Consider the following 22,853-nt stretch of genomic DNA (forward strand, 5'->3'; position numbering starts at 1 on the left):
ATAAAAAAAGGCCCCGCCGAAGCGGGGCCCGAATGCTGCAATGGGTCTGTCTGAAGAATGAAGCTTTTGCTTACTGGCCCAGCGGTGCGGTGCGATCGAGACCGACCGTCCAGCCCTTGGTCCAGTCAGCGCCCGAGCCCGAAATTGCACCGGCGTAGTCAACGTTGTCGAAGAAGTCGTCTTCGAACGGGACGGCGCCGATGCCGATGGCCGGGGAGCCGGCATTCGGAACATAGTTGTCGAGGTCCGGATCAGCTTCCACGTTGCCCGGGAAGCTGAAGAACCAGTCCGCGACGCTGAACAGGTCTTCGCCATCTTCGCTGAAGGTCTCGCCGCAGCCGCCGACGACGCTGTTGGCGATGGTCAGGTTGGCTTCGTTCTGGAAGGTTGATTCGTTGTCGATGTCGAGGCAGAACTCGCCGAAGCCGGTTACCACGGTGTTGGCGATGTTGGCGCCGGTGCCTTCACGCAGCAGGATGCCGATGTCGGTGTTGGACTGGCCGATATAGGTCATGTTGGCCAGCATCGGCTTGGCGCGCGGAGTCGAATCGTTGGCGTCGCCGTTGTTGTCGGCTTCGATGCCCTGGTCGCCGTTATCGGTGTACTGCTTGGCCAGAACATACTGCGCCTTGCCCTGCCAGCCCTGGGTCCAGTCGAGGCTGTCGTCGCCGATGCCGGTCAGGACCAGGTACTTGGCATTGACCGTGCCGCCGAAGAACTCGACGCCGTCGTCTTCGTTCAGGTGAACCTGGATGTACTCGACCGTGGTCCCGTCACCCACGCCCTGGAAGGCGATACCGTTGAGTTCGTTTTCTTCGCTGAACTGGCGGCCGGCGTTCGAGACGACCACGTAGCGCATGACACCGCTGTTGTCGTGCGGGTCGTTGCCGCCGTAGGTGCCGGAATTGCCTTCGCCCTGCGCGGTGCAGGGGTCGGTGCCTTCCGAGCAGCCGTTGATCGGGGCGAAACCGTTGATGACCACACCGCCCCACTCGGCGCGCGTGGCGGCGTCCGGGCCGCGCATGATGATCGGGTTGCTTGCCGTGCCTTCAGCAAAGATCTGACCACCCTGCTTGACCACCAGCGTGTCGGTATCACCCAGGGTGCCACCGACCAGTTCGGTGTTGGGCTCGATCGTCAGGGAAGCGCCGTCGTTGATGATGAGCTGGCCCTGGATCAGCCAGGTGATTTCGTTGGTCAGCGTGATGTCGCCGTCCTGCTCGCCACCGACGATGCAGCTACCTTCCAGCGGGCCGGCCGATGCGAATGACGGGCAGCTCGAGAAGGATTCCTGGACAGCGCATTCCGCGCCCTGGACGACGGGCTGAAGGTCGAGCGTACCCGAACCGTCCGCACCGTCGTAGTCCATGGTGATGCTGTTGCAGCTGTTGAACTGCAGCGTGGCGCTGCCCCAGCTTTCCTGCGTGGCATCGCCGGCCACGAAATCGGGGCCAAACGTGCCGCCCTCGAGTTCGAGAACGTCCAGTTCGGCCGTGTTGGTGTTCTGGTCGATGGAGCCGACGGCGATCAGCCACAGTGGCGCCCCGTCACGATAGGTAAACCACTGGGCCAGAACGCCGTTGCCGAACTCCTGGTCGTTATTGGGAACGATATCCAGGATCAGGCCACGGCCGTCCTTGCCGGCTTCGCTGTAGTTGCCGGTGAATTCTTCATTGACAACGAAGGCGTTTGCCGAGCCGATCAGCATTGATCCGACTGCAAACGCCACCAGGTTGCGCTTCATATGTTTGAGCATGCTTGTTTCCTCTGCTTTCATTTCGCGAGTGAAGGACGATGAACTACCGTCATCATGCTCAGAGTATTGGGCCTGGGTGTCAGATCCGTGACCTGTACATGACCGATTCTTTACAGGCCCTGAGCCTTCAGTATTTCCAGCTGACACCCACGCTGAATTCGCGACCACGCTTGTAGCGTTGCGTGATCTCCTCGCCCTGGCGGACCTCGAATTCGGAATCCAGCAGGTTGCCGAACTCGGCCTTGAAGTCGAACAGATCGAACCAGCGCCACTGAAACACCAGGTCAAGATCGGGTGCGGGCTGCTCATACTTGTCTGGCGCGCCCAGCACGCCGACTTCGACGATGCGCTCGCCCACGGTGTTGAGCAGCAGGGTGGCGGAGAAGTCCCGTTCCTCGTCGTCATAACCGATCTGGACGTTGGCCACATAGGGCGACTGTCCCTGTAGCGGGCGGGATTCATTGGTCAGGATGCCGAGATCCTCGATGAATATCTCGGACTCGACCCATGAGTAGTTGCCGGCCAGGTAGAGCCGATCCCACACCGCTTCGTTACCGAGAAAATTGCTGAAGAAGCCGAGGCTCTTTCGCCACTCCAGTTCGACACCGTAGTTTTCGGCTTCGTCGGCATTGGCGTAGGTCAGGCGCTGCTCGACGCCTGCTTCGACGGTCACTTCGATCGGATTGGCGATGGATTTGTAGAAGAGCCCGAGCGAAATCAACTCGGAGGGCTCCGGATAGTATTCCCAGCGCAGATCCATATGCTCGATCTGGGAGGGTTCAAGTGCGGCGTTGCCGATCACCTCGCGGTTGAGGATCGGGTCGGTGAACGGAGCTGGCGAGAGTTCCTTGAAGTCCGGCCGCACGATCGTTTCGGCGTAGCTGGCGCGGAGCTGCTGGTTTTCGGTCATGTACCAGGTTGCCGAGTAAGCCGGAAGCCGGTCTTCATCGGATAATTCGGCAATCACCGGGGTGGCGCCGGGGTTGAGCAACTGGAACGTCGTGACGTTCTGTTCCCAGTCTTCAACGCGAACACCCCCGGTCAGGCGCAGACGTTCGAAGAAAGTCATGTCGAGGTTGGCGTATCGGGCATCCACCTCGAGCAATGCCGTGTAGTTGTCCGTCTCGCGCGTGGTTTCCTTGAGCACCAACCCGCCCGGGCCGATGAACTCCGTGTTCAGGAACGTTTCCGGATTCTCATCCCGGCGCAGATCGAAGGGCAGACGGTTCGTGCCATCGAACTGGAAGCGGCGGATGCTGGAGTCACGTGACTTGTCCAGGCGCCGCCCGCCGAAGCTGACGTTGCCGGTCATCCAGTCGGATCCGAACGGCACGGTCAGGTCGATGCCGTAATCGGTGGCGTCGTCAACCAGGTCGGAGAAGCGCCGAACGAGGTTGTCGGAGCGACGCGAGAAGATGAAATCCGACTGGTTATCCGGATCGTATCGATAGCGCCGCTGGTCGGGCACGTCACGCCTTGCGCGCGAGTCCGCGTAATCCCACTCCAGCACGGTGTCGCCAATCATTCCGAACGTGTGTTCGCCGCGCAATTGGTGAGAGAGCAGTTCGCGCTCCTCCCACTCCAGCTCGGTGAAGCGGACGATACCGTCTTCGTCCAGGTTGAAGCCTTCCTGGATGAAGGTTTCATCCTGCGTCTGCCGCAGGAGCATCGAGGTCAGGTCGATGCGGTGATTATCCGTGTACTGCAGACCGGCCGTGAGGAAGCCGCTGAGCTCGATATCGCGCGTGGAGCGCTCGACCTCGTATTCGTCATTGGAACGCAGGCTGCCGTCGCCCAGGGGGATGAAGCTGCGACGTTCTTCGGTGCGGGTCTGCCAGGAATCGGACCACATCACCGCCGTGGTGATACCCGCCGTCCAGTCGTCACTGAATTCGAACAGCTTGCCGCCTTCGACCGACAAGCCCAGGTCCGGCCCGACCTCCTCTCGATCCGCCCGGTAAATGGCGGGGAAAGATTCGCCGAGCATCTCGAGCTCTTCCTGCGATAAACCGTCGGGGTTGAACGGCCCTGCCGCTGTCAGCGTTCCGCCGTCCTCGACTGCATCGGCGATGGCCGACGGCAGTTCACGGGTTCCGTCGTCCATCCCCAGGAAGTCGCGATCGCCGCCTTCATAGGTCAGGCCGTCCTTGAATGTCGTGCCCTGCCGCCCGCCGACGGAGACGCTCATCTCGAGGAAGTCTTCTTCCGGGATACCGCGCGTGCGGATTTCCACCACGCCGCCGCCGAAATCCCCGGGCAGGTCGGGCGAATAGCTTTTCTGCACGCGAATCGACTCGATCACCCCGGTCGGGAACAGGTCGAGCGGCACGACCTTGCGCGTCGGGTCCGGGCTGGGCACGTTGGCGCCGTTGAGCAGCGTGCTCGAGTAACGCTCGCCGAGGCCACGGATGAAGATGAACTCCCCGCCGACCAGGGTCAGCCCGGTGACGCGGGCCAGCGCGCTGCCGGCATCACCGTCCCCCGAACGCGAGAACTGCTCGGTGCCGATGATATTGGACACCCCCGAGGTGTCGCGCTGTTCGGCAATCACGGAGGTCACGCTGCCCTGGATATGCGGCTCGACCACGACGTACTCGGCCAGCTCCAGGCCGGATGGCGGAAGCTCGAAGTCCCGCTGCGTTTCGCTTTCACGCTGGATCTGAACGCCGTCGACGGTGCGCGTGGCGAACTCGCTGTGCAGAACGGACACGGCGTATTCGCCGGTGGGGACTTCGATGCGGAACCGGCCGTCGTCGTCGGTGCGCGCTTCGACGGGGGTGCCGCTGACGAACACGCGCGCGCCGGTCACCGGCGAGCCGTCCTCGGTCGAGACGACGCGGCCGACGAGCAAGCCGCTGCCCTGCTCGCCCGTCGGCGCTTCCGGTGCGCCCCGCGGCGCGGGCTGCCGGCCGCCCTCGTGGGAGCTTTCGATGCTGACCCGGGCCTGCCGGTCCGGGCCGGCCAGGGTGATGATGTAGCGGGCGACTTCGCCTTGGCGCACTTCCAGCGGCAGGGCCGCCAGGGCCAGGGCATGTTCGTAGATGGCCAGGCGCGTGCGGCCGGATTCGACTTGGCCGCGCCAGGCACCGTCGGTATCGGTCAGGCCGAACTGCTCGCCGATCTCGACGCGAAGCCCGGGCACCGGCCGCCCGTTTTCGAACACGAGCACGCTGATGTCACCCGTACTGTCGTCCTGGGCTTTGGCCTGCGCCGTAATGAGCAGAAGTAGCACTGTCGCCAGACAGATTGCCAGGAAGCGCCAGTTGGGGAACCTGAGCAGCGTGATCATCAAATACCTCGGAAACATTGGCGGATCAGGTACAGAGCCACGGCTCGTCGCGGCACTGCTCCATGGCTCTTCTGAGCTCGTTGGCCTTGCGGAACAGGTCGTCTTGCGTCAGCCGGGCCAGGTGGGATTCGGCCTGCTCGTAGCGGCCGGTCTTGAACAGCGCGTAGGCCAGTGCATAGCGAATGTCTTCCTCGTTGAGCAGCCCGGTACGGACCAGGTCCGACTCCATGCCGGCTGCCTGGTTGAAGCGGCCCAGCTCGATGAAGATGGCCAGGCGCTGCTTGAGCTTTTTCGACTGGTCGATGACCCGGGCGTTGAGCGTGAGCGCCTGCATCAGCCAGCCGGCCCGGCGGTAGAGTTCGGCCGCCTCGGCCATCAAGGCCGGATCCAGCCGTGCGGCTTCGTTAAGAATGTCGGCGGCCGGCAGGACCTTGTCGAGCTCCAGCCAGGTCTGGGCCAGCACCCGCGCCAGGCGCACGTTGTCGCTATCCTCGAGCCTGGCCGATTCAAGAATGCTCAGCGCCTGCTCGTATTCACCAGCTTCGCGCAGCGCGTTCCCAATGGCCAGGGCGTCATTCGCCGTGGCCTCGCCCTGCGCCATGAAACGCTGGCCCAGGGCGGCCGCCTCCTGGAAGAGCCCCTGCTCGACCAGCAGGTGGACCTGCTGGCGCGTGAAGTCCCCGGCGCGATCCGGAAAGCGCCCGGCTCCCTTCGAGAGCACCTGCCAGGCGGATTCGAGATCGCCCATCTGCCAGTGCGACTGCGCCCGCATGAGATAAACCGAAGGCAGGTCGGTGGTTTCGGCATCGGCGCCGTCAAGCGCTTCGAGGGTGCCGGCATGATCTTCCTGGCCGAAGCGGGCCTGGGCCAGGTAGAGCCAGATGACGTCGGCGGGCGGCTCCTCACGATCCCGGCCAGCCTCGAGTGCGCGCTCGAAAGCGGCCTCGGCCCGGGACAGTTCGTCGAGGTTGAGCGCCACCAGCCCGTCGAGGCTGTGGTACCGGACCCGATCGACATCGGGATCCTCCACATCGATTGCCGCCAGCACGCCGCGCGCCCGGTCATAGTTGCCGTCGCCGATCAGCAGCGCTGCCAGCGACAGGCGCTCGACTTCGTCTTCCGGCGGTGAAGCGGGTTGTTCCTCGGCGCCAGCAGTAGAACCAAGCACCAGAATCAACATGAGCCACAACATGCGCATGATGGCGGGACTCTCCTTGCCAGCCTAGCTGAGGTCGAAGCGAATGCGCTGCTTGGCCCACACGCGCACGTTGCGCCCCTGGTACTGGGCCGGCTCGAAACGCCAGTTCTTGATGCCCTGGACCGCCGACTGCTCGAAACGGTCATCCGGGCCCGACTCCAGCACCTGCACTTTCTCGATCTCGCCGGCGGCGCTGATCAGCAGCGACAGCACCACGTAGCCTTCCACGCCGTCCTTGCGCGCAGACGACGGGTACGGCAGCGGCGTCTGACGGGTCGGCCGCGGCGGCTGGTCGACCGAATCGTCGGTCATGACCACGTCCTGCGTGTCGCCCAGCAGCTCATCGCGCAGACTGCCGAGGTCATCGGACGTGATTCCCGGAATGCCCATGTCGATGCCCGACAAGGAGGTGTCGAGATCGACCATCGGCGGGTTGATATCGCGCGAGCGCCGGGGTTCGGGCTGTTCGCGTTTGACCACCTTCTTCGGCGGCGGCGCCTCCTTGCGGTCGACCTGGAAGCTCGTCTGCTTCGTCAGTTCTTCCGCCTCCGGCCCCTTGGCCAGGCGATTGATCATCAGCAAGGTGCCGATGATGAGAACCGACCCCAAGAACATGAAGGTCAGGCCGTAGGTCCATTTCCTGATTTCTGAAGTCATGCGTCGTCCTCCTTGTGGCTCTGGCATGAAAATCTGTTGCGGGTCATCAACCACGACCGGCTTCTTCGACGGTGGCCACGCCGACGTCGGCGGCGCCGGAACGGCGCGCCTGGTCGACCACCTCGACCAGCTTGCTGGCCGGTACATTGCTGTCGGTGACGACCAGCACGGATTGGGAAGCGGCACCCTGAAGCATGTCCCTGAGCTTGCTCTGGATGACCCAGGTACGAATCGGCTGGCCGTCCAGCCAGGTCTCGCCGCTGTTGTCGATGTACAGACGAATGGCCTTGGTCGATGCCTGCTCCGAGGTGGTGGCGCTGGGGCGCTCGAGATCGAGCTTCATGTCCTTGACGAAAGTCGTCGAGACCATGAAGAAGATCAGCAGGATGAAGACCATGTCGATCAGGGGTGAAATGTCGACGGCCTGTTCGGTATTGGCGCGTTCGCGAAATCTCATGCCGGGCTGCCTTTCTGCACGCGTGCGCAGAGAATGTCCTTGACCTGGGCCAGCTCGATCCGGATCACCGTGGCGCGCTTTTCGAGCATGCCGCCGACGATCAGGCCGGGAATGGCCACGGCCAGGCCCATCTGGGTGGTGAACAGTGCCTGGGAAATGCCGCCGGCAATGCCGCCCGACTGGGCGAACAGCGACATGTCACCGAGCGAATCGAAGGTTTCGATCATGCCCACCACCGTGCCCAGCAGGCCCATCAGGGGGGCGACGGCAACGATGGTCATGATCAGCTTGTGGAAGCGCTTGATGTCGCGCTCGATCGGCCAGAAGGCATCGTCGAGAAGGCGCCTCAGATCGCCGTGATTCGAGCGTGCGATCCGCAGGCCCTGCTCAATGGCCTTTTCGATCACGCCGCGTGGCGGGTGATCGAGACCTTCCGGGTTCTTCTGGATGATGCGGCGCACTGATCGCAGGTTGCCCCGCTTGAGCGCGGCGAACCGGTAACCGATGGCAAACCACAGCACCACCGTGGCCAGCACCAGCGGCGGCATGACATAGCCGCCCACTTCGAAGTAGAACCGGAAGTCATTGACCAGTTCGTCCAACATCAGCCGCCGACCTGCTCCGTGTCGCCCCGGGCTTCGAGGTACTGGTTGGTCACGCGCAGCGTGGCCTTCTCCATGTCGTCCTTGATGCGCTCGGCCCAGCTCGAAAGCAGGTTGCCGAACAGCAGCGTCGGGATGGCCACGATCAGGCCGAGCTCGGTGGTCACCAGGGCGATCGAAATACCGCCGGAGAGCAGCTTGGGATCGCCGGTGCCGAATTCGGTAATCACGTCGAAGGTCGAGATCATGCCGGTGACCGTGCCGAGCAGGCCCAGCAGCGGCGAGACCGCGGCAATCACCATGATGAAGGCGCCGAAGCGATTGAGATGCCCGGACTCGTGCAGGATCGATTCGGACACGATGTCTTCAAGATGTTCGCGGTCGCGATCGAGGTTGCGGATGGCCGAGGCCACCACGCGGGCGGTCGCACCCTTGCGCTTTTTGAGCATCGACAGCGCGGCTTCACGGTCGCCACGGCGGACCGGTGCGGCCACGTCATCGAGAATACGGCCCGTCGAGGTGCCGGCGCGCCACAGGAACAAGGCGCGCAAGGCGACCAGCGCGGCGGCCAGCAGGCCCAGGAAGAAGATGATCCAGCCGATCACGCCGCCGCTGGAGATGGTCTCGAAGACGCCCTTGCTGCCCTTCTCTTCGACTTCCGAGCTGAGCGTTTCATATATGAAGATCGGCAGGGGCGAGACCATTGTCCCGGCCGCCAGGGTACGGGCAGCTTCGGCCGAGTCTTCGTTCCAGAGCTTGAGTTCGCCCTCGCCGGCCGGCGCCAGGGCGCCCGCACCGCGCTCGCTGACCCCGAAACTGGCGATGCGGCCGACGTGGATGATTTCGCCGTCCACCCGCGTGCCGTCGGCCAGGAAGAACTCACCACTTTCCCGCTGAACTGCACCGCGCCGCTTCAGCTCCTTGCGCACGGTTTCGAACATGGCCGCCACGTCGTCGGTCTGTGGCACCTCGTCGCCTTCCAGCTGCGGGGCTTCCCAACCATCGATCGTTGCCTCGGCCTGGAGAAAGGTGTTGGCCAGCAGGTTGACGTTGTCGCGGGCGGACTCGACCGAACGCTCGGATTCGAGCACCTGTTCATCGAGGCGGTCGCCGCGGCTGGTCAGCTCGACCACCCGGCGCTCGAGTGATTGGATATCCGACTGCAGCTGTTGCCGATCGGCTTCGCTGGTTTCCTCGAACTCGGCGATGCGCCGCTCCAGGTCGCGCTTTTGCCCCTGCAGGAAGGCGAACTCCCGCTGAAAGGCTTGTTCCAGCGAAGGAGCCTGGGCGGCTACGGGGCGTTCTTCCGGTTCGGACTGCCCAGCCTCGGTGTCCGGATCGCTCTGAGAGGCGGCTTGAGCGGCCTGTTCGGCCTCGGGCTGCGCCGGCTCGTCCTGCGAAATCACTGGCGCCGCAAGCCAGACGCCGGCGAGCAGAATCAGAATGTGAGAAATACGGATGCTCATTGTTCGGACTCCAGCCGGATGGCGCCGTTGGGCAGTTCGAAGTAGCCGGTGCGGATCTGCTTCTTGAGCGACTCGAACAGCTTGTCGATGCGCTGGACGGCCGCGCGGTCGTCCAGGCGGGCGAAGCGCCAGTCCCCGCCGCTGCGTTCGGCCTGCCCGTAGTCGCCGTCGCGCGTTTTGAAGTACATCGCCACCGTGCCGAGCCGCGCCACGTCCGCCAGGACCTGCTCGCCGTCGAGCTGGATGACCTGGCTGTGGAGGCCGTTCTCACGCGTCAGCCGCAGTTCGTCCTCGTAGAAGCCCCAGAGGCGATTGACGGCCCGCGGCGGCGCCAGCGAACCGGTTTCGAGCTGCGTCTGGATTTCGTCAAGCGCATCCATGCGCTCCTGCGGCTTGAACGGCAGGGAGGTTTCGATGTGCCGCCGCAGGGAGGCGATCGCTTCCTCGGCCACGGGCACCAGCGACTCGCCGGCGATGCCCGCCTGCTCGGCCCGCTCGCGATTGGTTTCGAGATCTTCTTCCAATTGGTCAACGCGCAACTGCTCGCGCCGCAACGTGGCCTCCAGCTCGCCCTTCTGGGCGGCCAGCGAGCTCATTTCGTTGCGGTGCTGGTCCTGCTTGCGGTTGAGCTCGGAATTGAGCGACTCGACCTCGCCGCGAATGCGCACCAGCTCTTCGGCCAGTGCTTCCAGGTCGTCTCCCTCACCCGCGGACTGGGCCGAAAGGATCAAGGGAAACAGCAGCATCCCGATCAGCAGACCGGGCTGATAAACTCGCCTTTGCATCAATGCTCCACCCGTGGTGTGTGGCTTTAGAACGTTGCGAGCTAGGGTAGAGACACTTCGTTGCACCTCGGTGACGTGAATATGACGAGCCTGTTTCAAAAGCTGTCATTGAACTGAAATCATTCGTTTGGCCATTCATGGACGCGGCACTACAAGTCATCGCAAGATCAAGGACCTTCAACGAGCAATGGACAGAGACTTCTGGCATGAGCGCTGGCATCGCCGGGAAATCGGATTTCATCAATCCGACATCCACTGGGCACTCAAGCGTCACTGGAATGAAATATCGGATGGACGCACCGTCCGCGTACTGGTGCCCCTGTGCGGCAAGAGCCATGATCTGCACTGGCTGGCGCAGCAGGGTCATGGCGTGGTCGGTATCGAACTCAGTCCTCAGGCCGTAAGCGAGTTCTATCAGGAATGGGGAAAAGAGCCGACGCGAACCGCAGCGGGTCGGCTAAATCATTGGCAAGCGAACAACGTCGAATTGTTCGAGGGCGACTTTTTCGAATTCAATTCAGGCGGTGCATTCGAACTGTTCTACGACCGAGCAGCCCTGGTTGCCCTGCCCCGACCGGTGCGTCCGAGTTATCTCGATCATCTTCGATCCTTGCTGGATGACAACGCCCACGGCTTGCTGGTCACTTTCGAATATGACCAGACGGAAATGGACGGCCCGCCTTTTTCCGTCCACGAGGATGAACTGATGGACTACCCCGGCCTGCAGTTCCAACTGCTCGAACGCCGCGACGCATTGGCCGAGCATGCGCGCTTTGCCGAACGCGGGCTGACCGCCCTGCACGAATGCGCGTGGCTCGTCAGGCCGAGCCCCTAAATCAGACCCAGCGATGCCGTGACGGCCAGAAACACCACGCACGCACCGGCCACAAGACTGTAGTGGATTCGATGCCCCCTGCTCCACCACTGCTGTCGCCATGCAAGGACTGCGGCGAAGACGGTCACAATGGTCAGCACCGCGATGACCCATGGCAGGTAGAAGATCCACTCGAATTCGCCTGATACACCGAAAGCCAGCAGAAACGGATTGATCGAGGCCGCGTCCCTGATGGCGAATAGGAGTCCCGCGGCAAGAATCAGCGCCAGCAACGCGGCCAGCGCAGCAGCCGAGCGGGAAGACCTTTGCAATCCGGATACGACGCTTGTGGAGCTGCCACGATATCGGCCAACCAGCGCACCGATCGGCCAGCCGACAACGCCGGATAGAAGAACGAGACCAATCAACCCCGCGCCAGCAAACACGGGTATACCAGGCCCCTGCTGAATGCTTCGCGCAACCGGATAGACGCCGCGACTGAGATGGACGTCGGTCACGAATGAAAGTGAAGGAAGCTCTGCCACGCAACTGGTATCCAGCTCCCGACCGGGGTCGTCGAGAAACCGGCTCAACAGCTTGCGGGTGCAGTCGGTCCGCGGGGACACCGCGTGGCCGTGGGCAGGGACCTCGACGAAGGTGCTGTTTGGTAAGGTCTCGGCGACCAGACGGCCGTAGTCGGGCGGCGTGACGGGATCGAACTCGCCGCCTAGGATGAATGTTGGCAAGTCGCTTCGAATCGGTTCGAAGATCGATAAATCCGCCCGTTCGTCGTGCCAGACATCGCATTCGGGATGCCGGTTCCGTTGCTCCAGGATGACGCCAAGCCGTGGATATTCCCTGCGGGCTGACTCGAGCTTCCCCTTCGGATTAAAAGGCGCAACCTCGTAGCATTCTACCGAGAGGTTCAGGCCCCGGCTGTTCTGCCCGGGCATTCGGACCATGCGCTCCGCCAGGGCCCGCCAGACATGGCCGCCTTTCTGTCCCCCTCCGCGGACTAGGAGAGGCAGGATTGAGGGAAACCGCTGGTTGTAAAGCCCCCGGAAAACGCCTCCGACGGCCAGCGAACGATCAACTACCAGCCGACCTTCCGGAAAACGAGCCGTATCCTCCATTTCGAGTTCGACGGGATCCTGTTCCAGGCGATCAAGCCAAGTGTGGAAGTCCGCCTCCAGATCGGGGTAATCCCCGCGGCACGCCTTGTCTGCTGCGCACTGCTCGAACACGCGTTCTAGCGAGCGCGCCAACGCCCCAGGGCTCTCAACCCACAGTCTGACGTTGGGCGGGGACGTTGAATCGAGGATCACGCTTCGGATTCCAGAGGGCGCTTCTCGCATCGCTGTCAGCGCGAGCCTCGATCCATAGGAAATGCCGAACAGGTTCCATTGCTGGTAGCCCAACGCCCGACGCAGGTCAGACAGGTCCCGCGCACTGGACTGGCTGTTGTAGGCGGAGAAATCGATCCCCTTTGCCAGCATCTTCTCCCGGCATTCCTGCGCGGCCTCGACACGGCGAGCCATGGCTTCTTCGGGCTCAAGGCCGAGAAACCTTGTTGTATAGAGAATCTGGTCCAGCTCATCGCAGAAGTCAGGGTCGGAGTAACCGGTCCCGCGCTGATCGTAGAAGACGAGATCGCGCTTCTCCCGCAACCGGCTCCAGAATTGGCCCTCGACCCATCGCGGTATGTGATACACGGAGCGACCGCCGGGGCCGCCGGCGAGATACACCAGCGGATCGGGCTCCGGATCACCGGCTGTACTGCGCATGATGGCCACCGCCAGTCGCAGTGTGCCTTCCTCGTGGTCTTCCCGGTTCTCCCAAACCACCAGCTCGCCGCAGTCGACGTCCTCCAGCGGCTTTTCGGTTTCGAAATGACAGTCCGTGGGTTCGAAGCGCGGGACTTCGTCCTGAGCGGACACATTCGTCAGCGCGGCGATTCCTATCAGTGCAAGAGTCATTCGAATCGTCATATCTGCCTCCTCAAGTATCCCCAAGCAACCCCTTCATTCCAGCCCCTGTCGCTCGATCAGTCGCTGATAGAACACCACCCCGCGAGCGAGTGAATCGATCGGCAGGCGTTCATTCGTGTCATGCGGGTTAAGGGAATCATCCTCGCTGATAACAACCGGCTCGAACTTCAGCAGTGCATCCGCAGTGAGTGCGTAATGCCTGGCATCAGAGGCCGCCAGTCCAAAGCCCGTAATCAGTGGATCGATCGGCCCAAAGGCCTCTCCGATCACTTCCTTGAGATGTGTCACCTGCGGTGCGGACGGATCGGTCGCCGGGGGCGCTTCAAACGCGCGTTCCTGGTGTATGGAAACCTTGATGGAATCATCATTGATTGTTTCCCGAACCCAGTTTCGGACGAACTCGATGTCGTCGCGTGGATGCACTCTGAAATTGACGAGAGCGCGTGCCGTCTTGGGAAGCACATTGTCTTTCTGGCCACCATCGATCACGGTCGGCGAATGCGTGGTGCGCAGAATCGCGGTGCCTCCCGGCATGGACTCGATGATCCGTTCGACCACTGGTTTGGTGATCCACGTGTTTGCCACGAGCAATCGCTCCAAGTAGGAACGGCGCTGCACCCTGGCCTTGACCATTTCCAGCGCCAGGCCCTCCAGACCGCCCGGCAAACTTGAATTCGATAGCCGCATGAGCGCTCGTGAAAGGCGAAGAATTGCATTCGGTCTGAGCGGGACCGCGGAATGTCCGCCGACCCCTGTAGCTGTTAGCTCAAAGGTCACGTATCCCCGCTGGGACAATGTAATCTGTGCCCATTTGCTCGATCCGTCGGTATGGATCGAACCACCACCTGATTCGTCGAGAACCCAATCCAAGTGGATGCCCTGCTCTGCGAGCCTTTGCGACATGGCGCCAGCCCCATTCGAACCGCCAATTTCCTCGTCGTGTCCGAAAAGCAGATAGATATCGCAGGACGGTGTATAGGCGTCCTCGGCTAATCGCTCCACAGCTTCCATGATCATGACGAGATTCGACTTGGTGTCGACCGATCCACGTCCCCAGACATAGCCATCGGCAACGGTGCCGGCAAAGGGTGGATGTGCCCATTCCTCGATGCTCTCCTCTTCGACCGGAACTACATCGAGATGGCTGATGAAGCCGACGGGCTTGCAGTCGGATCTTCCGGGCCAGCGGTAGAGAAGAGACAGTTCATTGATTCGCTCACGCTCCATCACGCCATGGGCGTTTGGATAAGTCGCCTCGAGCCAGTCATGGAATGCCAGAAAAGGTTTGGCTTCGTTCGGCCTCGGCGTGTCGCTGGATATGGTGCGAAACCGCACCGCCTCGGCGAGATGGGTGGCAACCTCGGCCCCGTCAATACCGCTCACCCGCTCTTCAATCTCCTCGTCGGGTGGTTCCGCATCGATTCGCGTTGACGGCATTCGTGCCGTATTCCAGACCATGATGGCAATCACCCCAACGAAGGCGATCGTGATTGCGAGCAAAATTCCTTTCCAGGACATTATTCCCTCCCGTACTCACCTCGGAGCACTACGGCAATCACGTGTCCGGTGAAGCCACTCTCCTTATTTCGCCCTCGGGCAAGGTGGCCTCATTGCGGTAATGGGTTTCAAGCTTTTTTCGGACGTGCCGGGCGCCATCTTTGGTCAGGTGCCCCAATTCATCACGAAACTGGTCGCAGCTTGCCACTTTCGGCTCGGGCCCGACTTCAACCATGTTTTGCTCGGCAACTAGACGGATGCCTTCGACAATGTCGGATTGGTTGCGGGCCGCAAGAACTTCCTGGCACGCCCCCTCGGGTGCCCCCACCACTGGCTGCATCACGATCTGCCGGACGGCCGGGGAGTTTTCTCGGATCAGTTCCGCGACGGATTCGATGACGCTTGCCCACTCGTCTGCTGACCGGGCCGCGCCGGAGACGTTGAAGACCACCCGGTCGACCTGATCACGGTCGCAGTGTGCGGCCTTCTCGTGCGTCGTGGCGGGAGTTGCCGACCAGGCTGGAAACCCCGGATCTGTCCATTTTTCGACGGACGCGCCCATGTAGAAACCGCCCTGCCAGGTGGGCAGGAAGGCCCCGGCCTGCAGCGACGGAGATCGCGGCGGCCCGTCGCCTGCCATGTAATCAGCGAGCGACAGCCCGCCGTACCACTCCAGTGACTGGGAGAAACCGAGTACCTGGGTGCACGAAAATTCATCCGGCGCTTTCTTGCGCCCCCACCGGGCCAGCCCGTTTTCCCACTTGTCGTGGGTCAGTCGAACCGCGTCGCCGCCTTCGAACGGTATAGCCCAGAGCTCACCGTAGGGCTGCGGTGCCGAAGACAGGAGCCACTCGTCGTTCATCCCGCTCCGACCGGAAATGAACAGGATCCATTTTCCGTCCGGCGAGAATCGCGGATGCATGTCGCGGCCGGTAACGCCAACCAGGTCCGGCTCCAGGAACCGTTGCTCGCTGCCGTCGAGTCGCTGCAGCAGCAGCCGGTAACCGGAACCGCCGCCGTAGCCTTGCTGGCCGATCTGGTTGAGTTGTTCTCCGTCTTCGGCATCGAGCCCTTCCCGGCCGGTGGCGAAGACGATCCATTCGCCGTCCGGCGAGATGTGAGGCGCGGTGTCGGTGGCCGGATGACGGGTGAGACGGCGCGGATTGGCGCCGTCGTCTTCCATGATGTAGATCTCCTTGTTGCCGTCGCGGCCACTGCGGAAGACGATGTGCCCGCAATCCGACGACCAGGCCGGGAAGGCATCGTTGGAGCTGTCGTCGTCAGTCAGGTTCTTCAGCTCCGTACCGTCCGCCTGCATCGTCCAGATATCCACGGGCGCATCCACCGGCGCGAAGTCGGGGCCTGCGTTGAACGCAATGCGGCCGTCTTTTCGGCAGGTCGAGGTGGCCCAGCCGCCAAGCGAGTCGCTGTCGAGCACAACCTGCCGCCCGGAGCCGTTGATGCGGGAAGTCACGATCGGCGGTATGCCGTGGTCTTCGACATAACCCGTTTGCGGAAGCGCCTCGCCGTAGGCCAGCCGGCCGTCGGGCAGGAAGTCGGGAAAGTAGCCATGCATGCCGACCAGTTCGACGGTTCTGTCCGGCAGTTCCACGGTGGCCTGGGTGCCGGGTCGGAGCAGCGGGTTGCCATCCGCCTTGGGTGCTAGATCGTCGATGGGCCCCGGACCGTGGCAGGCGATCTGCCCGTCCGGACCGACAGCCGGTGAGAAACAGGCCAGTTCGCGCGCTTCCTTCAACAGGGGCGAAGGATCGGTGCCCTGCTTCGCTGCAAAATGGATGGTGCCCGTCTTGTATGAAGGGGTCTGCCGGGGACGCAACGGGGACTGGCCGTGAAAGACGATGCTGTCACCTTTACGCACTGCCGGTGTGAGCATATGCAGGGATTCCGACCGGACCGAGGGGCGAACCTCGCTGCCGTTAACGTTGGCTTGCCAGATATCGGTCGACCACTCGGGGCCGGACATCATGCTAGCGATCTCCGCCGTGTGGAAATAAATGACTTCACCGTCGCGCGACCAAACCGGCGCACCGAATATTCTGGCGCCGGGCTGCATGCGAAACGGAGTCTCGCCCACCAGTCGCCGCCTGTTCGAGCCGTCGGCGTCCATCAGGTGAATATGGGTCACGATACTTTGCGCGCGAGCGGCACGCGCAGTATTGTCCAGCTGGACCTCGGTTTCATCCAGCTGGCGCGAGAAGGCGATGGTCGACCCATCCGGTGAAAAGGCCGGCTGGAAGTCGCCGATCGAATCCTGCGTCAGGTTCATGGCAGCTTCTTCCGCCTCGGCCGGGGCATCCGGCCTGAAGGGCATGACGAAGATGTCGGCATGACCATCGCGAGTGCTGACGAAAACGATCTTGTCGCCGTCTCTCGAGATGTCGGCGGCATCGTCCATTCCACGACTGCGGGTGAGGCGAACCGGCTCGCCTCGATTCTTCAGGTCGAGGGCATAGAGATCGGCATTGCCGTTTCGCTCGGAGGTGAAGACCAGCCACCGACCATTTGACGAGAATGCGGGGTTGTAGTCCAGTGCAGGATGATCGGTGATTCGCCTGGGTTCGCTGTCCTTGCCGTCGACAAGGTAGATATCCTGATTGGCCGGGCGAAGGGTGGTGAAGACGATGGTTTCTTTCGGGTATTCGGGGGGCGAGGCCAGGCATGGCCAGCCCGGGCCCAGCAAGAGCAGGACAGTCAGGTGCTGGAGGATTTTCGGCATTGCAACGCCTCCCAGCCAAGCCGCATTCCGAGGGTAGCGCCCGAGGCTGGCCGGTTCAAGTTCCGACTTTTCTCCCCATTACCCGGGATTCGTGCTATTGTGCGCCCCGCATTGGGCTGCTGCGCTTACCTGCAGTGGAAAAACCGATGCCCTCTCGCGGATAGTATGTAGACCAAGGCCTCTCCCCGATTTGTAGTTCGCCCGATTGACGGGCTTTTCTTTGCCTTGGTTTCTACAAGGAAACACCATGAATTTCGATTCCCTCGGCCTCAAGGCCGAATTGCTGCGTGCTGTCAGCGAACAGGGCTATACCCAGCCCACGCCCGTCCAGGTAAAAGCCATTCCGGTCATTCTCGAAGGCCGTGACATCATGGCCAGCGCCCAGACCGGCACCGGCAAGACCGCCGCCTTTACCCTGCCCTTGTTGCATCGTCTCAGCGAACGGAGTGGCCACCAGCGCCAGCCGCGTGCGCTGATCCTGGCCCCGACGCGCGAACTGGCCGCGCAGGTCAACGAGAACTTGCGCGCCTACGGCCGTCATGTCCAACTGCGCTCGCTCGAGATCTTCGGCGGCGTGAACATCAACCCGCAGATCACCAAGCTGCAGCGCGGCATCGACGTGCTCGTCGCCACACCGGGGCGCCTGATCGATCACATGCAGCGCGGCACCGTCGATCTGTCGAAGATCGAGTTCCTGGTGCTCGACGAAGCTGACCGGATGCTCGACATGGGCTTTCGCCCGGCTATCGATCAGATCGTCAAAGCTCTGCCGAAGCAGCGCCAGACCCTGCTGTTCTCCGCCACGTTCTCGAAAGAGATCACCCAGATGGCGCACAACTTCCTCAAGAATCCCGAGCGCGTCGAGACCGCCGCACCGAATTCGACGGTCGATGCCATTGCCCAGCAGGCCTTCCGCGTCGACCAGAAGCAAAAGCGCGAAGTGCTTTCCTTCCTGATCGGCTCCAACAACTGGCAGCAGGTGCTGGTGTTCACCCGCACCAAGCATGGCGCCAACCGCCTGGCCCGCCAGCTAGAGACCGACGGCCTGCCGGCTGTCGCCATCCACGGCAACAAGAGCCAGGGCGCGCGCACCAAGGCGCTGAGCGAGTTCAAGAAGAACAAGGTGCGCGTGCTGGTGGCTACCGACATCGCCGCGCGCGGCCTGGATATCGACCAGCTGCCGCACGTGGTCAACTACGACATTCCCAACGTGCCGGAAGACTACGTACATCGCATTGGCCGCACCGGACGCGCCGGTCGCGAAGGCCTGGCCGTCTCGCTGGTGGCCGGTTCCGAGCACGGGCTGTTCGAAGATATCCGCAAGCTGGTCAAGACCGACATCCCGACTTACGGGGTCGACGGATACGAGCCCACCGAACCGCTGTCGCGGGAAGCTGGCAAGACGCCGGCCCGCGGTGGACGTGGCAAACCCGGCGGAAATCGGGGTGGCGGCAACCGCGGCGGAGGTGGCCGGGGCAACAACGGCGGCAACCGCGGCCAGAAGTCGGCCCGGGGCAGCAACCAGAGCCGTAATCGCGGCCGGCGCGGGCAGCAAAGCCGGGCCGCGTAGCCGGGGAAAGCAAGAACAACGGCGGCGGACCCCCCCCCGGTCCGCCGTCGATCCAGGCAGAGTTTGATCTGGAACAAGGAATTTTCGCAGCCATGCTTTAGGATGCGGCGCTTCCGCCCCAGAAGAGCATCATCCGGTCCATGGATAAATTCCGCCGCGAGCGCGTCCTGAGCGTGCACCACTGGAACGACGGCCTGTTCAGCTTTCGCACCACCCGTGACCCGGGCCTGCGCTTCGAAAGCGGCCAGTTCATCATGATCGGGCTGGAAGTGGACGGCAAGCCCCTCATGCGCGCCTATTCCTTTGCCAGCGCGTCCTGGGAAGAAGAACTGGAGTTCTTTTCCATCAAGGTGCCGGACGGCCCCCTGACCTCCCGCTTGCAGAATCTAGAGGTCGGCGACGAGATCCTGCTGTCGAAAAAACCCACGGGCACGCTGCTGATCAGCGACCTGCACCCGGGCAAGCGTCTCTATCTGCTATCAACCGGCACGGGCCTGGCGCCCTTTCTGTCCATCATCAAGGATCCCGAAACCTACGAGCGCTTCGACAGCGTCATCGTCGCGCACGGTGTGCGCAATATCGAGGACCTGGCCTACCGGGAGACCATCAGCGATGAGCTGCCCAACCATGAACTGCTGGGGGAGACGATACGGGGGCATCTGCTCTACTACCCGGCCGTGACGCGCGAACCGTTTGTTCACAACGGCCGGCTTACCCACCTGCTCGAGTCCGGCCAGCTCACCGAGGATCTGAACCTGCCACCCCTGGACCCGAAATACGACCGCGTCATGCTCTGCGGCAGCATGGCCATGCTGAAGGACTTCCGCGAGCTACTCGACAAGCGCGGCTTCGAGGCCAGCCCGTCGATCGGCCAGGCGGGCGATTACGTCTTCGAGCGGGCGTTCGTCGGTTGAGCGTGATGCTGTCGATACTATCGGTTCTCCGATGCCCTTGGCATGAGATACGCCAATACGATGGCCACCAAAAATAACGCCGGCACATCACCGAGAAGATTCATCCGATCCGTTTCATCTATCAGCGCCTGTACGAGCATGATTGCACCGTGAACGATGCTTGACCAGATCGTGAACCATATGAGACTAGCGTGCTTGAATCACATAAAGACTGGCCCGCAGATACTTGAGCTTCATTTCCTGTTGCATTGAGTTACTCCTCATATTCGCTATTTCAAAGTTTTCAGGATTGATCCAGACGCCAGTCGGTTCGAATGTCTGTGCCGTGCTTGAGGGTTTGCATCACCACACAGCAGGATTCGGCACCGCTTGCCAATGCCTTCAGTCTCGCAGCGTCACTGACTTCGCCAATCACGTTCCCCGTCACTTGGACTTGAAAGCGTTGAAAACCGACCGGCACCGATGAGTCCACGCGCAGCGCCCCGCGCACATCGACCTCTGCACGGACGTCCACCTCGACATCCGCCAGTTCGATCTCGAGCCACTGTGCAACCATCCTGGTGGTCGAATGCAGGCATGCGGCCAGGGCGGACGAGAGCAAGTCGCCGGGGTTGGGCGCATCGTGGTCGCCGCCGACGGCCCGGTGGATACCGTAGGCCCAGCGCATTCCGGAATTGTTGGCCGGCGCCACTTCACCGTGGAAAGGGTCCGGCATATCACCTTCGATGGCCCGTGCGTGGTCGGTGATCCACGCCTCTTCGGGCGCTTCCCGATAGCGATAGTGCAAATCTTTCTGGCGCGCGGGCACAAGGAATTCGTTTACGGTGTTCATGGTGGAACCTCCTTTGGGCTTTCGATTCGATGTGCGTCCACCCTGGCAGGCTCGAGGCATCACGACACGAGGCAGGTGTCCCGAATGGGGGGAGAAAATCGACAAAACCGGGGACATGCGTCCCGGCTGAGTGACGGGGTACACTAGCGGTCAGGTCTTGCCGAAACCCGCTTCCCGGGCTTCGACGATCAGCTGGGAGCGACTGGCGATGCTCAGTTTCTCCATGATGGTGCTGACATAGTTTCGAACGGTTTTCGGCTTGAGAGACAGTTCGGTGGCCAGCTCGTCGTTCGTGGCGCCGCGCGCCACCAGATCCAGTACCTCTCGTTGGCGCCGCGTGAGCCCGGCAGTTCCGGTCAAACGTGATTCGGCCGGCGCGGGAGCTTCGAGCAGGAAGTTTTTCAACTCTTGGAAAAACGGCTGCCACCCGGGATCGTTCGGCTGAAGTATGTGGTTGTCGCCGCCCAGCGGCAGAAATCTTGCGTCAGGGATCCGGGCTGCCAGTTCCCGCCCCATTGCAAAGGGCACCATTGCATCGCCCTCGACGTGTGCCACCAGCACAGGACACCGGACTGCCTCCAGTTCTGTACGCACGTCAATACCGTTGAAGCCGCGCCACAACCGGCATGCATCATCCGGTGTTGCGGTAATGCGTTGAAGCTCCTCCCACCAACCGATCTGTTGGCCGTGCTCAAGCGGCGACAGCAGCCGCGCGAACAGCTCGCGAAAGGCACCACTACGGCGGCCCCACCCGATGTTGATCAGTTCTGAAAGCGCTTCCGCTTCCCTTTCCTTGTCTTCCGGCACCCCGTGGCTGAATGCCCCATTGGCGTAGCTGTTGTACAGCACCAGGCGCTTGACCCGGTCCGGATTCTGATGCGCGTAGCGCAGCGCGATCGCACCACCCTGGCACATGCCCAGTAAATGGAACTGTTCCCAGCCGAGGCTATCCGCCACCGCCGTGACATCATGCACCCACGCATCCAGTCCCTGTTGTCTGCAGTTTCGATCGGATAAGCCCGAGCCGCGGATGTCGAATCTGGAAAGGGAAAAGTCTCGCGTCAGTTCGCGCAGCCAGGGTTGCCACACGGGACTTTGCCAATCGTGCTCCACATGACTCAACCAACCACCCACGCGCAGCAAGGGGGGACCATTTCCGGCCCGGGCGTAAGCAATGCGGACGCCGTCCGACGTTGTGCAGAAACCGATTCGCTGTCTCATCCAGGACCGATCCTCTTGAGCGCCTGCTTTATCCGACGGCGATGCCGCCGGGCCCGGGCGCGATGACCCAGAGCCCACTCAGGTGAAGGGCGAGCCCCGCAAAAGTAACGACATCTGCCCAGCTGCCGGTTCCCACTATCGGCTCAGACGGGCAGAACAGCGCCAGCCCGATCCCGACGAACATGGTCAGCGTTGCGAATGCGCACATACCCTGGGCCCCTTCCCGAACGCCGTTCATGAGTTCCTCTTCATGGTAGGCGGGAATCCAGAGTCCGGACAGGAACCAGGCGATTCCCAGGCCTCCGATGTGCCACCCTACCGAAATCTCCAGGCCGACCAGCCATGCGCCACTGATGGCGATCAATGCGCCCAGGAGCAGGAGGGCGATCCAGAATCGTTTCTGGCCGACCGACATCGAACGGCCACGAAAAACAGCATCGGCGCGACGTCCCAGCCGGAGAAGTTGCCACAGCAAAAAGAGGCCGGTCGGCACGACCAGCGCGAGCAGCAGGAGCGTTCCGGAATCAAATGACATGCCTCGAATGCTGCCATGTCCTAATGAATCGGTTCAAATTTCGAAAGCCAACATGTCCAGACTTGCGTCCGGATACCCCATGTGAAGCCATGAAACAATCGATATTTGACCTTATATGTCTTTTGTAAAGCATTGAGTATAAAGCATTAAATTGAACTTCAAGTTTTTTCAGTTTGCACCTTATACCCCTAGGGGGTATACTGTTGCGCATGACTCGACACCCCTCCCACCATGAACAGCTACGTCGCCTGAATCGGGCACGGGGGCAGCTCGACGGTGTCGTCAAGATGATCAACGAGGAGCGCTACTGCGTCGATATCCTCACCCAGCTGCGGGCGGCGCGGTCTGCCTTACGCGCTGTGGAGGACGGTGTGTTGCGCACCCATGTTCAGCACTGCATCCAGGACGAGTTGGCCAAGGGGCGAACGTCCGAACCGAACGAGCGTATCGACGAGTTGGTCGATGTGCTGACTCGTTACGGGCGCTAGGACGCCCTGCCCCATCTCCTCTTTCTTTTCAATCAATCCGCGAGCTT

Annotated in this window: 19 protein-coding genes; 4 read left to right on the forward strand and 15 right to left on the reverse strand. The window is 62.1% G+C overall.

All coding sequences use genetic code 11. The annotated features are described in order from the left end of the window. Nucleotides 1-70: 70 nt before the first annotated feature. From ACDC66_RS06770 to ACDC66_RS06805, 8 genes are all read right to left on the reverse strand, one after another. Entirely contained in the window at nt 71-1,756 is a 1,686-nt protein-coding gene (locus tag ACDC66_RS06770; RefSeq protein WP_376695933.1) for a hypothetical protein, read from the reverse strand. A 127-nt stretch (nt 1,757-1,883) separates the two neighbouring features. Next, nucleotides 1,884-5,045 (reverse strand): TonB-dependent receptor, encoded by a 3,162-nt coding sequence (locus ACDC66_RS06775; RefSeq protein WP_376695934.1) that lies wholly within the window; start codon nt 5,043-5,045, stop codon nt 1,884-1,886. Between the two features lie 25 nt (nt 5,046-5,070). Further along, a complete protein-coding gene (locus ACDC66_RS06780) occupies nt 5,071-6,243 on the reverse strand; it encodes a tetratricopeptide repeat protein (protein WP_376695935.1) in 1,173 nt (390 codons plus the stop codon). 24 nt (nt 6,244-6,267) lie between these two features. Continuing rightward, the gene (locus tag ACDC66_RS06785; protein WP_376695936.1) at nt 6,268-6,900 is read right to left on the reverse strand and encodes an energy transducer TonB; all 633 of its coding nucleotides are present in this window, start codon (nt 6,898-6,900) and stop codon (nt 6,268-6,270) included. Between the two features lie 46 nt (nt 6,901-6,946). Continuing rightward, nucleotides 6,947-7,357, reverse strand: a complete 411-nt coding sequence (locus ACDC66_RS06790; protein WP_376695937.1) for an ExbD/TolR family protein — start codon at nt 7,355-7,357, stop codon at nt 6,947-6,949. Beyond that, nucleotides 7,354-7,962 carry a MotA/TolQ/ExbB proton channel family protein gene (locus ACDC66_RS06795; RefSeq protein WP_376695938.1) on the reverse strand — a complete coding sequence of 203 codons (609 nt, stop codon included), beginning with the start codon at nt 7,960-7,962 and terminating at the stop codon, nt 7,354-7,356. The genes ACDC66_RS06790 and ACDC66_RS06795 overlap by 4 nt, the downstream gene beginning before the upstream one ends. Beyond that, nucleotides 7,962-9,425, reverse strand: a complete 1,464-nt coding sequence (locus ACDC66_RS06800; protein WP_376695939.1) for a MotA/TolQ/ExbB proton channel family protein — start codon at nt 9,423-9,425, stop codon at nt 7,962-7,964. Before ACDC66_RS06800 ends, ACDC66_RS06795 begins: the two co-directional genes overlap by 1 nt. Beyond that, a complete protein-coding gene (locus ACDC66_RS06805; protein ID WP_376695940.1) occupies nt 9,422-10,210 on the reverse strand; it encodes a DUF3450 family protein in 789 nt (262 codons plus the stop codon). Before ACDC66_RS06805 ends, ACDC66_RS06800 begins: the two co-directional genes overlap by 4 nt. 187 nt (nt 10,211-10,397) lie before the next feature. Between ACDC66_RS06805 and ACDC66_RS06810 the strand changes: the two genes are divergently transcribed. Next, nucleotides 10,398-11,045: a thiopurine S-methyltransferase gene (locus ACDC66_RS06810; protein ID WP_376695941.1), complete on the forward strand. Its 648-nt coding sequence runs from the start codon at nt 10,398-10,400 to the stop codon at nt 11,043-11,045. Here the strand turns inward: ACDC66_RS06810 and ACDC66_RS06815 are convergent. From ACDC66_RS06815 to ACDC66_RS06825, 3 genes are read right to left on the reverse strand one after another with little or no spacing between them, the layout of a single operon-like run. Beyond that, entirely contained in the window at nt 11,042-13,000 is a 1,959-nt protein-coding gene (locus ACDC66_RS06815; protein ID WP_376695942.1) for an alpha/beta fold hydrolase, read from the reverse strand. The genes ACDC66_RS06810 and ACDC66_RS06815 overlap by 4 nt on opposite strands. Before the next feature lie 45 nt (nt 13,001-13,045). Continuing rightward, nucleotides 13,046-14,530, reverse strand: a complete 1,485-nt coding sequence (locus tag ACDC66_RS06820; protein WP_376695943.1) for a M20/M25/M40 family metallo-hydrolase — start codon at nt 14,528-14,530, stop codon at nt 13,046-13,048. A 37-nt stretch (nt 14,531-14,567) separates the two neighbouring features. Next, nucleotides 14,568-17,246, reverse strand: a complete 2,679-nt coding sequence (locus ACDC66_RS06825; protein WP_376695944.1) for a TolB family protein — start codon at nt 17,244-17,246, stop codon at nt 14,568-14,570. 247 nt (nt 17,247-17,493) lie between these two features. On the opposite strand from ACDC66_RS06825, the gene ACDC66_RS06830 reads away from it, so the two are divergent. Both ACDC66_RS06830 and ACDC66_RS06835 read left to right on the forward strand, forming a co-directional pair. Continuing rightward, nucleotides 17,494-18,816 carry a DEAD/DEAH box helicase gene (locus ACDC66_RS06830; protein ID WP_376695945.1) on the forward strand — a complete coding sequence of 441 codons (1,323 nt, stop codon included), beginning with the start codon at nt 17,494-17,496 and terminating at the stop codon, nt 18,814-18,816. 140 nt (nt 18,817-18,956) lie between these two features. Next, nucleotides 18,957-19,730, forward strand: coding sequence for a ferredoxin--NADP reductase (locus ACDC66_RS06835; RefSeq protein ID WP_376695946.1), 774 nt, complete (start codon nt 18,957-18,959; stop codon nt 19,728-19,730). A 17-nt stretch (nt 19,731-19,747) separates the two neighbouring features. Here the strand turns inward: ACDC66_RS06835 and ACDC66_RS06840 are convergent, their stop codons facing one another. From ACDC66_RS06840 to ACDC66_RS06855, 4 genes are all read right to left on the reverse strand, one after another. After that, nucleotides 19,748-19,912, reverse strand: a complete 165-nt coding sequence (locus tag ACDC66_RS06840; protein ID WP_376696148.1) for a DUF6632 domain-containing protein — start codon at nt 19,910-19,912, stop codon at nt 19,748-19,750. Between the two features lie 101 nt (nt 19,913-20,013). Continuing rightward, complete coding sequence (locus ACDC66_RS06845) at nt 20,014-20,562, reverse strand: OsmC family protein (protein WP_376695947.1); 549 nt, start codon at nt 20,560-20,562, stop codon at nt 20,014-20,016. 150 nt (nt 20,563-20,712) lie between these two features. Further along, nucleotides 20,713-21,783, reverse strand: coding sequence for an alpha/beta fold hydrolase (locus tag ACDC66_RS06850; protein WP_376695948.1), 1,071 nt, complete (start codon nt 21,781-21,783; stop codon nt 20,713-20,715). Between the two features lie 28 nt (nt 21,784-21,811). Next, entirely contained in the window at nt 21,812-22,318 is a 507-nt protein-coding gene (locus ACDC66_RS06855) for a hypothetical protein (protein WP_376695949.1), read from the reverse strand. Nucleotides 22,319-22,527: 209 nt separating this feature from the next. Here ACDC66_RS06855 and ACDC66_RS06860 point away from each other — a divergent pair, with 209 nt between their 5' ends. Continuing rightward, nucleotides 22,528-22,806, forward strand: coding sequence for a metal-sensitive transcriptional regulator (locus ACDC66_RS06860; RefSeq protein WP_116898812.1), 279 nt, complete (start codon nt 22,528-22,530; stop codon nt 22,804-22,806). Nucleotides 22,807-22,853: the final 47 nt, after the last annotated feature.

The sequence above is a fragment of the Wenzhouxiangella psychrophila genome (genome assembly GCF_042310375.1).
GTDB lineage: Bacteria > Pseudomonadota > Gammaproteobacteria > Xanthomonadales > Wenzhouxiangellaceae > Wenzhouxiangella.